Source organism: Leptolyngbya sp. FACHB-1624 (assembly GCF_047649235.1).
Classification (GTDB): Bacteria; Cyanobacteriota; Cyanobacteriia; order Leptolyngbyales; family Leptolyngbyaceae; genus Leptolyngbya; species Leptolyngbya boryana.
In genome coordinates this window covers 3,701,936-3,716,286 of sequence record NZ_CP180258.1, presented here as the reverse complement: position 1 = coordinate 3,716,286, position 14,351 = coordinate 3,701,936, and the positions used below count along the sequence as shown (strand labels likewise).

General features: G+C 48.3%; 16 protein-coding genes. 5 read left to right on the top strand and 11 right to left on the bottom strand.

The window, feature by feature from the left end; all coding sequences use genetic code 11:
- Positions 1-779: 779 nt before the first annotated feature.
- On the top strand, positions 780-1,910 hold the full coding sequence (locus tag ACMUEV_RS17480; RefSeq protein WP_190649858.1) for a sensor histidine kinase: 1,131 nt from the start codon (positions 780-782) through the stop codon (positions 1,908-1,910).
- Here the strand turns inward: ACMUEV_RS17480 and ACMUEV_RS17475 are convergent.
- The 3 genes from ACMUEV_RS17475 to ACMUEV_RS17465 form a co-directional block, all read right to left on the bottom strand.
- Entirely contained in the window at positions 1,888-3,279 is a 1,392-nt protein-coding gene (locus tag ACMUEV_RS17475; protein WP_190649856.1) for a DUF3370 domain-containing protein, read from the bottom strand. The genes ACMUEV_RS17480 and ACMUEV_RS17475 overlap by 23 nt on opposite strands.
- Before the next feature lie 87 nt (positions 3,280-3,366).
- Complete coding sequence (locus ACMUEV_RS17470) at positions 3,367-3,945, bottom strand: Uma2 family endonuclease (protein WP_190649854.1); 579 nt, start codon at positions 3,943-3,945, stop codon at positions 3,367-3,369.
- A 79-nt stretch (positions 3,946-4,024) separates the two neighbouring features.
- On the bottom strand, positions 4,025-4,534 hold the full coding sequence (locus ACMUEV_RS17465) for a peptidase C15 (protein WP_190649852.1): 510 nt from the start codon (positions 4,532-4,534) through the stop codon (positions 4,025-4,027).
- A 49-nt stretch (positions 4,535-4,583) separates the two neighbouring features.
- On the opposite strand from ACMUEV_RS17465, the gene hisH reads away from it, so the two are divergent.
- From hisH to ACMUEV_RS17450, 3 genes are read left to right on the top strand one after another with little or no spacing between them, the layout of a single operon-like run.
- Positions 4,584-5,225 carry an imidazole glycerol phosphate synthase subunit HisH gene (gene hisH, locus ACMUEV_RS17460; RefSeq protein WP_190649850.1) on the top strand — a complete coding sequence of 214 codons (642 nt, stop codon included), beginning with the start codon at positions 4,584-4,586 and terminating at the stop codon, positions 5,223-5,225.
- Positions 5,222-5,755: a 16S rRNA (guanine(966)-N(2))-methyltransferase RsmD gene (gene rsmD / locus ACMUEV_RS17455; protein ID WP_190649848.1), complete on the top strand. Its 534-nt coding sequence runs from the start codon at positions 5,222-5,224 to the stop codon at positions 5,753-5,755. The genes hisH and rsmD overlap by 4 nt, the downstream gene beginning before the upstream one ends.
- Positions 5,752-6,051, top strand: a complete 300-nt coding sequence (locus ACMUEV_RS17450) for a hypothetical protein (protein WP_190649846.1) — start codon at positions 5,752-5,754, stop codon at positions 6,049-6,051. The genes rsmD and ACMUEV_RS17450 overlap by 4 nt, the downstream gene beginning before the upstream one ends.
- Here the strand turns inward: ACMUEV_RS17450 and ACMUEV_RS17445 are convergent.
- Positions 6,048-6,245: a hypothetical protein gene (locus ACMUEV_RS17445; RefSeq protein ID WP_190649844.1), complete on the bottom strand. Its 198-nt coding sequence runs from the start codon at positions 6,243-6,245 to the stop codon at positions 6,048-6,050. The two genes, ACMUEV_RS17450 and ACMUEV_RS17445, sit on opposite strands and share 4 nt — an antisense overlap.
- 12 nt (positions 6,246-6,257) lie before the next feature.
- On the opposite strand from ACMUEV_RS17445, the gene ACMUEV_RS17440 reads away from it, so the two are divergent.
- Entirely contained in the window at positions 6,258-6,419 is a 162-nt protein-coding gene (locus ACMUEV_RS17440; RefSeq protein WP_268184369.1) for a hypothetical protein, read from the top strand.
- A gap of 730 nt (positions 6,420-7,149) precedes the next feature.
- Here the strand turns inward: ACMUEV_RS17440 and urtE are convergent.
- The 7 genes from urtE to ACMUEV_RS17405 form a co-directional block, all read right to left on the bottom strand.
- The gene (gene urtE, locus ACMUEV_RS17435; RefSeq protein ID WP_199329402.1) at positions 7,150-7,896 is read right to left on the bottom strand and encodes an urea ABC transporter ATP-binding subunit UrtE; all 747 of its coding nucleotides are present in this window, start codon (positions 7,894-7,896) and stop codon (positions 7,150-7,152) included.
- 6 nt (positions 7,897-7,902) lie between these two features.
- Positions 7,903-8,658, bottom strand: coding sequence for an urea ABC transporter ATP-binding protein UrtD (gene urtD, locus ACMUEV_RS17430; RefSeq protein WP_017287812.1), 756 nt, complete (start codon positions 8,656-8,658; stop codon positions 7,903-7,905).
- Positions 8,618-9,793, bottom strand: coding sequence for an urea ABC transporter permease subunit UrtC (urtC, locus tag ACMUEV_RS17425; RefSeq protein ID WP_017287813.1), 1,176 nt, complete (start codon positions 9,791-9,793; stop codon positions 8,618-8,620). Before urtC ends, urtD begins: the two co-directional genes overlap by 41 nt.
- 15 nt (positions 9,794-9,808) lie before the next feature.
- A complete protein-coding gene (locus ACMUEV_RS17420; RefSeq protein ID WP_190649842.1) occupies positions 9,809-10,969 on the bottom strand; it encodes an ABC transporter permease subunit in 1,161 nt (386 codons plus the stop codon).
- A gap of 140 nt (positions 10,970-11,109) precedes the next feature.
- On the bottom strand, positions 11,110-12,435 hold the full coding sequence (gene urtA, locus ACMUEV_RS17415) for an urea ABC transporter substrate-binding protein (protein ID WP_026148586.1): 1,326 nt from the start codon (positions 12,433-12,435) through the stop codon (positions 11,110-11,112).
- A 182-nt stretch (positions 12,436-12,617) separates the two neighbouring features.
- Positions 12,618-13,250 (bottom strand): urease accessory protein UreG, encoded by a 633-nt coding sequence (gene ureG, locus ACMUEV_RS17410; protein ID WP_017287817.1) that lies wholly within the window; start codon positions 13,248-13,250, stop codon positions 12,618-12,620.
- A complete protein-coding gene (locus ACMUEV_RS17405; protein WP_190649840.1) occupies positions 13,247-14,335 on the bottom strand; it encodes a DRTGG domain-containing protein in 1,089 nt (362 codons plus the stop codon). Before ACMUEV_RS17405 ends, ureG begins: the two co-directional genes overlap by 4 nt.
- Positions 14,336-14,351 lie beyond the last annotated feature (16 nt).

The following is a 14,351-nucleotide window of genomic DNA, read 5'->3' as shown; positions in this document are numbered from 1 at the left end:
TTCACTTTCTCAAATTCACATGCGTGTCATTAGGTACACCCATGCAAATTTTTAGTCTGTCTCCACATAATGCAAAGTATTACGTACACCCTTAGTGAAAATACTACCTTCTTGAAGTCTCGTACTTAAAGAAATGAGCAAGGAATCAAATCGTTTATAAACTAGAGATAAATTTCAAAATCTGATGGATGCACTCAAGTTTTCAAGTTTAGTTTGTCTAGCTTTTGATTTAGTGTAAACAAACTGATGATTCTCAGAAAAAGCGAAGTTAAAGCTTCATGAATCCTATTTAGATTAAACGAGCCTGAACGCGATCGCTAAGCGTTCAAACACGCAAATCTCAGACAGATTTTCTGGTAAATTACACGGCTATGGCTTGCGCAAAATTTCAGGGTTATTACGGTAAAACTTGCGTCTAGACGTTCAAAACCGTTCAAGTTGCAGCAAGACCGCATATTTTCCAAGTACTTGTACGGATTAAGATCGAGACCGCTCCTGCGTATTCTCAAGGTGAAATTCGTAAAATCGTAGAGAACGAGCGTCAGTATGTATCAATTTTTTCTACTTCTGCGTGAACACTGAATTGTTCACCTTGCTCAGCGCGATCGCTGAATTGTTTTCAATAATACAGGTCAATAATATAAAGAAACAATAAAGATGCCCGAAATTGTACGGATGATCCACAGAGATCGGGGAAATTAGCTAATAGAAATCACTGAGGCGCAACATCAGCGTGTCGCAGTCGGTTCCCTGGATGTGATTAAGCAAAGCAAGCTGCCATGAAGTCAACGCATCAGGCTGTTAAAGTGTGTTTTACCCCAACCCTCAATCATGCTTCTCGCTTTCAAGCGTCTCGAAAGCCAGAGGTTGAAAGCAGGTGTCCCTCAAAGGTTTGGAGCGAGTTAAGTTGGTTCGGCGCGATCGCTCAGCAGAGTCAAGATTTAATCGGAGTCGTGTCCCTCGATCACGAGTGGATTTGTCTGAATCCGAGTGGAAAGACTTTACTTAAATTATTTGAGTTCAAGTTAGACGAAGCCCGGCAGCAGGTTTGGAATGACACGATCTTGCCGAGACTTTATGAAGTTGGGGAGTGGCGAGGCGAGTTTGCACTCTTGAGATCGTCTGAATTGGTTTGGTTTGAAAGTCAGTGGTTTTTGATTCGCGATCGCGAAACCGATCAACCGATCGGATTTGCCACGATTAGTCACCCGATTGAAGCGCCGGAATCGACACAAGAATCGCCACAGCCGCAGACTCAATTTTTAGCAGATACCGCTCACGAATTGCGATCTCCCTTAACGGTGATTTCGACCTCGATCGATTTATTGCAAACGGCGACGGCTCCGCAGAGCGATCGGGCACGCAAGCATTTTCAGCGAATTCGATCGAAGATCAAGCAGATGGCTCAGATGTTAGAAGATGTCCTAGTGCTGAGTCGGACAGAGCAGCCTGAATTTAAGGTCAGTCCGACCGAGGTGAACCCTGTACAAGTGTGTGCAGAACTGATCGAAGAAGCCCAGGCGAATACGTCTTGCCATGAGATTGTGTTTTCATCTGAAACGACGATGCCCGTGACCCAAATTGATGCCACTCTATTCCAGCGCATTGTCGTGAATTTGCTGTCGAATGGCATCAAGTATTCACCGAAAGGCGGCAAGATCGAATGCAATTTGCAAGTTCATTCCAGCCATCTGACCCTACAAGTTGCAGATCAAGGGATTGGCATTCCCGCATCTGAGCAATCGAAATTGTTTCAGTCGTTTTATCGCGCTCAGAATGCAAGTGCCATTCCCGGCACAGGTTTGGGACTCGCGATCGTCAAACGCTGCGTTGATCTCTTAGGAGGACAGATTGCGATTCAGAGCGCGGTTGGAGTGGGCACTTGCTTTACGGTGCAGGTTCCGATTTAAGGGTTTTGATCGTCAGTACTTGTGGTGGCGTGGCATCCGGAGGATAAAGAAAATCGAACTGCACGAGTCGTCGTTCTTGAGGTTGCATCTGCAAGGTGACAAGCGGCGCACCTTGTTGACCGCGACGTTGAACGAGGTGAACGTAATGAGTTTGGGGTAATCCTTGATCGTCGTTGAATCTCCAACGGACGGTGCCGCGAAAGTTCATCTGCGGTCCCGCAGGCTCAAGAAAGCGCAGTCCTTTGTCGGTGTCTTCTCGCTTCAGCGGGGTTTCGACCGTGAGAACAACGGTTTGAGGCTGGTCGCTGGTATTTTCCAGCGGCATCGTCAGACTATATTGAATGGCATAGTTCCCGTGGGCTTGATAGGCTGTATCAGGATAGCGGCGAATCATTTTAGCGCTTTGGTTTTGATTCGTGCCCAATGTGCCGCGATGCAGCGTGGCTAATCCATAAGAGAAGCCTGCCCCTGGTGCAGGAATGCTGAGAGAATCTCGGTTTGCATCTAAAATTCGTCCATTCCATTGCGAGCCAACGGCGACCCCTGCAACTCGTCCGTAGATTAAAGTGCCTGTGGTTTCTTCGATCGGGGTTGGCGTTTTATCGCGTGGTCCTGACAGATCTGCTGTATTGAGCAATGCTTCCCATTCTTCGACCGTGGGTTCGCGTTCTGTGCTGTCGGGATTTTGTTTGGCAAACATGCCTAGGCTTGCAAGATACACTTCTCCAGTGCTGCGCAGTCTCATCAAGGACGATCGACCATTGAGCGGTGGGGTGAGCGGCTTCACAGGAATCGGCAAGTTCATTAACATCCGGCTTTCCCCGGGTGGGATCACAACTTGAGCCGGAAAGATATCTTGGCGTAATCCGCGCAGGACTTCCCCGACAGCGCGACTGCCGGGACCTGCGAAAGTTTTGCCATCCTCATTGGCGATCGCGGGATCGAGTGAAATAAACGGCGCATCAGGTTGGCTCAGATAGCTCGCAGCCTGGAGAATGTCGATCGTGACGGCTGTCTTGCCGGGATTATGAGCAATCACACCGAGGTAAAGCGTTCTCAAATCTTCTGGGGTGAGGGCTTTGGCAATGTGATGGGTGAAGATGTCAAATCTGCCGGAAAAGCTTTGATTGAGGTGCGCTGCTGGAAATTGTTTGCCTGCTGCGGGAAATGTGGACAGTAAAATTCCTTCTTTTTGCACCACTTCTGGGCTGTTGCTGTTGAAGACGGGCACTGAATCTAATTCTCCCGGTAAAACGCGCATTTCTTGCGGTTCTACGATCGTTTGCTGTGGGGGAGGAGTGGGAGTCGGTGTCGGTGTGGGAGCAGGTGTTGTTTGTGACAAGATCAAACTGGAGAGAAGCGACAACATAAAGGAATTCAAGATCGAGAGCGGGATTGATCATACCGAAAAAGCGCGATCGCAGTTTGCTATTTGTCTCGTTGAATTCTTGACGATTTAGCGAAAAATGCGACTGAGATCGAGTACAAATCCGGGTAAAACGGTTTCGCCGGAGAGTGTGAGAGGGGATTGTAGCGTTTCAACAGGCTGACCTTGCCGATAAATTTTGACTTGTTCCGCTTGGGGGTCAATCAGCCAACCGAGGCGCACTCCATTGTCCATGTATTCCTGCATTTTGGCTTCTAAGTCTTCGATGTCGTCAGTGCGCGATCGTAGTTCAATCACAAAGTCAGGTGCGATCGGCGGAAAGCGTTCTTGTTGTTCTACGGTTAGAGCATTCCAGCGATCGTGACTGACCCAAGCAACATCAGGCGATTTATTGGCTCCATTTGGCAACTTAAAGATCGTCGAAGAATCAAACACAACTCCTAAATCAGCCTGACGATTCCAAAGCCCAACATCAGTTGTTAGATCAGCATTCCGTTTTCCAGTTCTTCCTCCCACGGGTGGCGTAACAATTAGCGCTCCGGTAGCTGTGGTTTCAATTCGGAGGTTTGGATTCTGCTGACAGAACTTGTAAAACTCGTCGTCGGTCAGTTCGATCGTGGGACGGAGATTGATGACGATTGCAGTCATGGTATGCCTCGCTGAATCGATATTTTTAGAATGAGATTTCTGTGGGCAATTGTTATTGTCAGTTTTGCACAGGCAAGCTTTATATCAATCCATCGCACTGCGATCGAATGCGATCGAGAATGCTCAGAAAATCTTCAACAATCGCATTGTGATTTGCTGAAGTCAAAATTGGAACGTGAATAAACACACAGGGTTGATTTAGTTGGCAATGCTCTAGATATTTCAAAACGGAATAGTAGAGATAGTTACAAACGTAATCTCCTGCATCATGACTAATTTCGGTGGTGGTCGTTCCTTCGAGCAGAGTTTCTAGATTCAAGCGCGATCGCAGAATTTCGCTCTGAAATCTGCCATTAGATTCGATCGATAACTTTTGGCGCGATTCTGCCATTCCACAGCAAATAATGCCAGCAGGATTAAGCGTTTGAATTTGGGCGATCGTGACTTTTGGTGCAAGTTCAAAATCGACTGGGATGCTGCGTAGAAAATGACAGTCTTGGTGATCAGCGATCGCTTGAAGTAAATCATCCGATGAATTGGAGATCTGGTGAGGCATCCAAGTCGAAAATGAGGTGAGGAGAATTTTCATCGTTCCAGATTGCTACTAGAATCTAAATATTAGATTGGAGGAATGAGCAATGCCCACGATCGCGGTCATCGATTACGATATGGGAAACTTGCACTCGGCTTGTAAAGGTCTGGATAATGCAGGTGCAACTACGATCGTGACGGACTCTGCCAAAGAAATCGAATCCGCAGATGCGGTCGTGCTTCCAGGGGTGGGATCGTTTGATCCGGCGATGCAGCATTTGCGATCTCGCGATCTCGTTCAGCCGATTAAAGATGTGATTGCGAGTGGTAAGCCTTTCTTGGGAATTTGTTTAGGCTTGCAAATCTTGTTTGAGTCGAGCGAAGAAGGCAAAGAAGCTGGACTGGGAATTGTTCCAGGAATTGTGAAGCGATTTCACCACGAGCCGGAGATTACGATTCCGCACATGGGCTGGAATCAATTAGAGTTCACTCAGCCAGATTGTGCCCTCTGGCAGCGCTTAGGTGAGAAGCCTTGGGTCTATTTTGTGCATTCCTACTATGTTGAGCCGACTGATCCGAGCATTCGGGCAGCAACGATTACGCATGGAACGCAAACTGTGACGGCTGCGATCGCGAGAGATAATCTGATGGCAGTGCAGTTTCATCCAGAAAAATCCTCTACGGCTGGCTTGCAGTTGCTCTCGAACTTTGTTGAGCTAGTGAATCAACGTCAGCTATTGCAGGTATGAGTTTGCGAATTTACGGCAATCGATCTCTGAAAACGCTTCCAGGACAGGCGACTCGTCCAACGGTAGCGCGGGTGCGCGAGGCAGTGTTTAACATTTGGCAAGGTACGATCGATCAGTGTCGTTGGCTCGATCTGTGTGCTGGAAGTGGTTCGATGGGGGCGGAAGCTCTATGTCGAGGAGCTTCGATCGTAGTTGGGATTGAACAGTCTCCCAAAGCTTGTGCTGTGATTGAGCAAAATTGGAAACAAGTTGCTAAGCCAGATCAGTCTTATGAGTTGTTACGAGGAGATGTGGTCAAACAACTCAATCGTTTGCAAGGGCAACAGTTCGATCGAATTTATTTTGATCCGCCTTATGCGAGCGATTTGTATGTTCCGGTCTTACAGTTGGTTGAGCAACTGAATCTACTTGCGCCCCACGGTGAGTTTGCGATCGAGCATAGTCCTGAGTATGAGTTACCAGATTCGGGATTTTCGATCGTTCGCCAAAAACGCTACGGCAACACTGCACTGACGTTTTATCAGCTATGAATTGGAAGCTTGTGACGTTGTTTATTCTGACTGCTGCGCTGCCTGCAACGGCACTTCCACCGCCGGAAGATTTGCCCGAGGAAGTGGCGCGAACTGAGATTATTACAGAAGCACGATCGCCGATTGATAATAAACGGCTAACGGCGGCTGAATATGCTGATCTTCAGGCTCAACTTCAACAACGTCCGCCTGAAAATCCACGCAATCAGGTTTCTCCGGGACTGAGAAAAACGATCGGGCTTTTGCGGTTACGGAAGTTTATTAGAACGGTTTTTCCGTTTATCCCAATTCGCTAACCATCCGGAAACTGCCAGCAAGCGATATGTTCGACCTGCTTGCTTCCACATTGACAAGGTTCGGGCTTGGATGCAACCCATTCATAGTCACAGTCTCGACAATGACAGAGAATGTTATGTCGATCGGCTTCTGCAATTGCTATCTGCCATTGATGCAATTCATCGGGTTTCAGTTGCCGTGGAATCTCTGGCATTGCGCTCTCCTGTTGCAAAAGCAGAAGCAGTTTCAAGACTATACTCCTACTTTTTCGCCAAATTTCAAAGTTCTCGATCGTAAGGTCATCTCAAAGGTGAGCGATCGCTTGTGTTTTATCCCCGTTGTAGAGACTCAAGCGCCTGAGCAACATCAAACTCTATGTCTGCGATAGAGCCTTAATGCTACCGTCCGAGTATTAATGTCCACCCTAATCTTGTCCTTTACTGAACCAATCATGAAACGGATTCTTTCTCTCACTCTGATCTTTACTCTTGTGCTTCCACTCATTGCCTGTAGTGGAGAGCAGAAATATTATCGCTCTCGGAGTGGGACTAAGCCCATGCCGGAACGCTCAAAGTAACCTTGAGTTGAATGGTCTAAGCCATGACTTCGAGAACTGTACATAGGAAACCCTGACATCCTCCCTGTATCGCCATCGGAATCTAGCGTTTTCCCGTTGCCAGAATTCAGCAGAAATCCCCTCTACTGTTCAGACAATAAAGGGGATTTCTCTCCATCTGTTTGGGCAAGCCCTTTCGAGGAGTAGTTATGTAGAAGTTGACTTTCTGCTCTAAATATACCCTCAAGTCCCAAACCTCTTAACATTCCACGCTCAATAAGACTTTCATATTTAGGATCAACTTCTATTGTCTTTCTTTGATCAGTGCTGCTTTCTACAATTGGAACAGGACGAACTGACCATCGGTTTCAGACCCGTTAGCAGGAGTAAACTGCGTGATTAGTGAGAGAGCAATCTCTTGCTCGTTTTATAGTATCTATCTATACTGATGACAAATCTTTCAATTCTCAAAACGATCGACTTGTCTTGGCTCTAACCTTTTGGCAAACCTCTCAGGTGTTTTGCTCCTGCTTCGGTTTGCCAAAGAAAATCACGCCTGAGGCTAAACCGCCAAGAACCGCTGCACCACTTCATTACTCAACTCACTCGTCGATCCAGCAGCCACAATCCCGCCCTTCTGCATCGCATAGTACCAATCCGCCTGACGCACAAAATGCAAATGCTGCTCAACCAGCAACACCGAAATCCCAGTCGTCTCAATAATCCGCCGCACCGCAGCTTCAATCTCCAGAATAATCGACGGCTGAATCCCCTCCGTCGGCTCATCTAGCACCAGCAACCGCGGTTGACCCATCAAAGCCCGCGCGATCGCTAACTGCTGCTGTTGCCCACCGCTGAGATCCCCGCCCATCCGAGCCAGCATCGTCTTCAACACTGGGAACAACTCAAAAATCTCATCCGGAATGTCAGCCGTACGCTTCTTCGGTGGCAACGCCTCCATCCCCAACATCAAATTCTCCTTCACCGTCAGCCGAGGAATCACCTCCCGACCCTGCGGCACATAGCCAATCCCCAAGCGAGCGCGCTGATCTGGAGTCTTCATGGTAATCGCTTCACCACCCAGATCGATCGTTCCTCGGCGCGGCTTCAGCAACCCCATAATCGACTTCAAAAGCGTCGTCTTTCCCACCCCATTGCGCCCAATCAGACAGACCATCTTGCCCGGATGCACCGTCATATCCACATCCCGCAAAATATGACTCTCGCCATAGTACACATTCAATCCCGACACCTGAAGCATCGGAACCGCAATGTCCATTCCCATTGGTTCTAACGTTGTATTCGTCATAGTAAATTACGCAGCGTGATCTTCTTGTTGCCCTAGATATACTTCAATGACTCGCGGATCGTTTTGTACCTCATCCATCGAACCCTCACACAGCACACTGCCTTGATGCAGCACCGTGACCTTGCGAGCAATCTGTCGGACAAACTCCATATCGTGTTCGATCACAATAATCGAATGACTCTCAGCCAGCGCCAGTAACAGATCCCCTACCTTCTCGGTTTCTTCATCCGTTAACCCTGCAACTGGCTCATCGACTAACAGCAAATCCGGAGACTGAGCCACCAACATGCCAATCTCTAACCGCTGCTTCTCTCCATGAGACAGCAACGCCGCCTTGATATCCGCTTTGAGATCTAGCCCGATCGTTTCGAGTAGCCCAGACACCGTTCGCCGTTCCGCAGCCGGAGTTTTTCCAACGATCGCATTCCAGATATTCTTATCGCGCGTACAAGAAAGCTCCAAATTCTCACGCGGAGTCAAATTTAGATACACCCTCGGCGTTTGAAACTTTCGCCCCACACCTAACCGCGCAATCTGGTGTTCTTTGAGACCTTTTGTGTTTCGACCTTGAAAGTAGACCGTTCCAACTGTCGGCTGCACCTTCCCAGTAATCGTATCCAAAAAGGTCGTTTTTCCGGCTCCATTCGGTCCAATCACCACCCGCAACTCGCCCGCATCCAGGTCAAAATTCAGGTCATTGATCGCCTTAAAGCCATCAAAACTAACGGTCAGATTTTCGATTTGCAAGATTTTCTCGCTCATATTGCACTTCCGGATCTTCTTCTAAACTTGGGTAGGTCATCAGGTAGCGTTTGCCAAGAATTCGCGATCGCACAAGCTCTAAGCCTTCATTGCGAATCCAGCCCACCAATCCACCCGGCAGCACCGTCACAACTGTGAGGAACAATGCACCTTGGAAAAAATACCAAACCTGGGGAAACTGTTCACTCAGCACGCTCTTAGCAAAGTTCACAATCAAAGCACCCAGGATCGCGCCGACTAAACTTGCCCGACCGCCAACTGCCACCCAGATCACCATCTCGATCGAGAAAGCAATGTCCATCGACTTGGGCGAAATGATCCCAGACTGCACCGTGAACAATGCACCTGCAACCCCCGCAAGTCCCGCAGAGATCGCAAACACCAACACCTTAAATGCCGTCGGGTCATACCCAGAAAATCGCAAGCGCGGTTCATCATCCCGAACTGCAACCAGTAACCGTCCCAATCGACCACTCGTGAGCCATCGACACAGTGCATAAGCGCCCACCAGCAACCAGACCGTCAGCATGTAGAACACCCACTGCACTTCGGGCGAACCTACCGCTTGTCCAAAAATAGTCGCCGTATCCGTCTTCAATCCATTCGTTCCATTGATCAACTTTTGCTGACCATTGAAGAAGTTGAAAAATACGATCAAAGCCGCTTGCGTCAAAATCGAAAAGTAAACGCCCCGAATCCGATTTCGGAACACCAGATAGCCTAGCACTGCCGCCACGACCGTCGGCAACAAGACGATCGCAAAGACCGTAAACGGCAGCGAGTAAAACGGCAACCAAAAAGCTGGCAGTTCAGTGACGCCATAGAGACTGAAAAATTCAGGAAGTTGTCCGGCGGGAATTTGCAACTGCAAATACATTGCCAAACTATAGCCACCGAGCGCAAAAAACAATCCGTGACCCAAGCTCAAAATGCCAGTGTAGCCCCAGATTAAATCAATCCCTAACGCCACAATTGCTAACGCTAAAAACCGCCCGAGCAAATTCACGCGAAAGGCTTGACCCACGCCGACTAACAAAGGCGGAATCACAAAGATCAGCAAGAGCGCGATCGCAATCACAAGTCCAACTTCGATTGCAAACGATTTCGTTTTCCACCAAGGAATTTCCCTTTTCACAACGTCATCCTCTTTTTAAGCATCCACCGTTCGACCCTTTTGCGGGAACAGTCCAGCCGGGCGGAACTGTAGAAACACAATAATTAATGCAAAGACCATCACCTTTGCCATGCTGATCGTTGAGAAGAACCGAAAGAATTCAGCCAACGGCGGAAAGAAACTAAACGCATCGACTAACAAGTTCGAGCCAATAATATAGTTCGCGGTTCCGATCGCCAGTGCTGCGATAATACTACCAACTAACTTACCAACTCCACCTACGACGACCACCATAAAGGTATCGACGATGTAGTTCTGTCCCGTATTAGGACCAACTGATCCGAGCAAACTCACCGCACATCCTGCGACTCCAGCTAGCCCAGACCCGATCGCAAATGCCAAAGCATCCACTTTCTGCGTCGGAATTCCGAGACAAGCACTCATGCCGCGATTCTGCGTGACCGCACGAATTCGCAAGCCCCAGGACGTTTGATTTAAAAACCAATACACGCCAAACAAACACGCGATCGTCAAGACAATAATAAAAATCCGAGCATAGGAAAGCTGTGTGTCCGCGATCGACAATCCACCCCGCAACCATCGCGGAGCCGTCACATCCACGTTTTGCGCGCCAAACCACGGTTTGGTCATCAGCAGCCCATACGCTTGACCTAAATAATTTCCGAGCGAGAGCGCGATCCCAGCCGAGATCGGCAGTAAAAGCGCGATCGCCCACCCTCGAAATTGCTCAAAATTCGGGCGTTTTGCTAAAAACCACAGTCCCCCGAAGAAGAACGCACAGAAGACAATCAGCCCAACTACAAATTGCCAACTCACACTGCGAACCAACTGCTGCAAGATCAAGCTCACACCCCACGTTGCCAGCAGCGTTTCCAGCGGTCGCCCATACAAATATCGAATCACCCCACGCTCTAGCACTACGCCAAATATGGCAGTCACAATAAACGCTGCGATCAAAGCAACAAAGATATAGGCATCAAACCAAATGCCACCCAACGGCTTCAGGGCATTTTGCACCACAAAAGTTGTGTAAGCGCCGAGCATCATTAACTCACCGTGCGCCATGTTGATCACACCCATGAGTCCAAAGACGATCGCCAGTCCCAATGCTGCAAGTAACAGTACTGAACCTAGGCTTAGCCCACTGAACAATCCATTCAAAAGTCCTGATAGCAAAATCTCCTCCAAGTCGGTATGACAGAAATGAGGAAGTAGGGAGTGAGGAGTGGGGAGTGGGAAACGGAATCGTACAATTCTTTCCCTACTCCCTACTCCCCACTCCCTACCTCTGTGACATGAGACAGAGCCATCAATCCCTAGGTTGTCAGCTTGAACTTCCCACCTTTCGCCGGATCAGACCAATCACAGGAGAAGCCTTTCGTTTCTGCAACAAACTGATTCCAAGGCAACGGTTTCACCGCTTCCTTGCCTTCGGAAACAATCTTGAACAGCGCATCATCTCCAACTTCACCAATCCGGACAAACTTCGACAAGTGGTGGTTCGAGTTCATGGTGACTTTTCCTTCGGGTGCATCGAAGGTCTGACCATACGCGGCTGCTTTCACTTTATCGAGATCATCAGCGGTTCCTGCTTTCTCAACGGATTGCTTCCACAGATAAACCATGATGTAAGCAGCTTCCATCGGGTCGTTCACGACTCGATCGTTGCCATACTTCGCCTTGAATGCTTGCACAAACTTTTGGCTAGCAGGTGTATTCACCGTTTGGAAGTAGTTCCATGCTGCATAGTGACCTTTGAGGTATTCAACCCCGATCGCTTTAACTTCTTCTTCTGCAATACTCACCGACATCGAAGGATACTTGTCAGGTGTCAAGCCAGATGCTTGCAGCTCTTTGAAGAATGCAACGTTCGTGTCGCCGTTCAAGCTGTTGTAGATCACGCCGCCATTCGGAAGCGCTTGCTTGATTTTGTCTACAACCGATTTGACTTCGGTGTTGCCTAAGGGAATGTAGTCTTCCCCTTTCACCGTTCCGCCTTGAGCTGCTAACTGAGCTTTGATGATCGTATTTGCAGTTCTGGGGAAGACATAGTCTGAACCCACCAAGAAGAACTCTTTGCCCTTGTTCTGCAACAACCATTCGACCGAAGGTTCGATCTGTTGGTTGGGAGCAGCACCCGTATAGAACACATTGTTAGAGCATTCTTGCCCTTCATACTGCACGGGATACCAGAGCAAGTGTTTTTTCGATTCAAACACAGGCAGTACCGCTTTCCGGCTTGCTGAAGTCCAGCAACCAAAGACCGTTGCCACCTTGTCTTGATCGATCAATTTCTTCGCTTTCTCAGCAAAGGTTGGCCAATCCGAGTTGCCATCTTCAACGACCGCTTCGATCTGCTTGCCTAACACACCGCCCGCTTTGTTGATCTCCTCGATCGCTAATTGCTCAGCATCGACGACACTCTTTTCAGAGATCGCCATCGTGCCAGAGAGCGAGTGCAAGATTCCCACCTTGATCGTGTTGCCCGATGCTGCGGTATTGGCAGCAGGAGAAGCAGCAGGAGAAGAACCTGAACTTGAACCCGTTGAAGCTGTGGGCGCTCCGCACGATTTCAACAAAATACTCCCTGCAAGAGTGGAGCCAAAAACAATAAATTCACGCCGTCCGAATGAGTTTGTCATAGTCCAAAGTAGTGACGTATTGAACCAAGCAAGAGCGATCGAACAATCCAAAAAAGATTGGCTCTGCGAAGGAGCGAGTCGCAGAGATGTCGCGATTTCAAGCTTCAGTAATATCTCTGAAATACTAGGGCTTGTGTTCTGGCAAGAATTGTATTGAGGACTACAATTTAAGGGTTATTTTGTTATTTTTGCGTCAGGTTCAGCCCTGCGTAAGTGGTCACAAAATCAACAATGGTGCCTAATCCAGCTTGTGTTTTTAAGTTTGTGAAGACAAAAGGTTTATCCCCTCTCATCAACTTTGCATCTCGCTCCATAACTTGCAGATCGGCACCGACATAGGGCGCTAAATCAATCTTATTAATGACCAATAGATCAGATTTTGTGATGCCGGGACCACCTTTGCGCGGGATCTTATCCCCGCCTGCAACATCAATTACATAGAGATTCAGATCAACCAGTTCAGGACTAAAGGTTGCAGCTAAATTATCGCCACCACTCTCGACGAAAATCAGCTCTAAATCCTGAAATCGCTGCTCAAGCTGCTCGATCGCGGCAAGATTCATCGATGCATCTTCCCGAATTGCTGTATGAGGACAGCCTCCCGTTTCGACTCCCAAAATTCGATTCGGGTCTAAAGCTTGCGATCGCACTAAAAATTTCGCATCTTCTTGCGTGTAAATATCATTCGTCACGACTGCGATCGCAAACCGATCGCGCAGCGTTTTACAAAGGGCATCAACTAACGCTGTTTTCCCTGATCCCACGGGACCTGCAATTCCGACTCGGAATGCGGTTGAAACTAATGTTTGTGTCATCGTGTACTTGCTGGCATTAATCCTAAAGCGGACAGTAAGCGATCGCTGTCGAAATGAGCTTCAATCATTTGACAAATACATTGAAACTTAATTGGCTCCTGCAATCGCACTTCTCCAAAGGCTCGTTCAATAATTTCAACAGTTGTTAATGTATCTAAATCGACTGCAAGAATCGGCACTTCCAAATCCTCTGCGCGTGCCACAATCTCTTTCGTCGGGGCAATGTGCCCGGTCAAGATCAAACACTGCGTGGAAGTTTCCAGCGCTGCTAGCTGTAAATCCGTGCGATCGCCCCCTGTGACCACCGCCATATTGTGTCTCGCTCGAAAATACTTCAAAGCAGAATTGACATTCATCGCGCCGATCGTCAAACTTTCGACCATGAGATCTAAGCGATCAGGGCGACAGAGCACTTCTGCATTTAATTGATGCACTAATTCTGCAACACTGACGCTTCTTAACAACGTACTACTCGGCAATACGCCTAGCACGGGAATATTTTGCTGTTCTAGATAAGGACGGAGTGACTGATTGATGGAATTGATCTGATCCGCCGGAACATCATTAATCAAAACTCCTAACAAGCGATCGCCTAATTGCTCTTTTGCACTCAAAATCTGGTCGAGCAAGAGTACAGAATGAAACCGTGTGACGAGCATTACCTGGGCTTGAATGGTTTCTGCGACTTGCAGCAGTGAGAGATCGAACAATTTACCCTCACTGAGATTTCCAGGTCCTTCCAGAATGACTAAATCGCCTTTTTGCGCTTGCGATCGCTGCGCCAACAATTGTTGATAGTCCTGCTGATCAGTTCCACTAATCCGTCTTTCAACCGTATCCGTATCGAGGTTGAGGACGGGAGCCTGGAGCCGTTCTTGGGGCAGTTGTATCGCCTCTGCCACAAATTGAATATCACCATCATTATCTGCCATCTGAGTTTGACCCCAGCCGCCGCCTAACGCTTTGCCGTAGGCAAGATCAATCCCTTTCGCTTTGAGTTGATGAGCAATTCCTAAAATGGCAGCCGATTTGCCACTGTAAGCTTCTAGCGAACCGATGACTAAATACTTGGCGGACTTTGGCACGCGCTTACTCCGGATA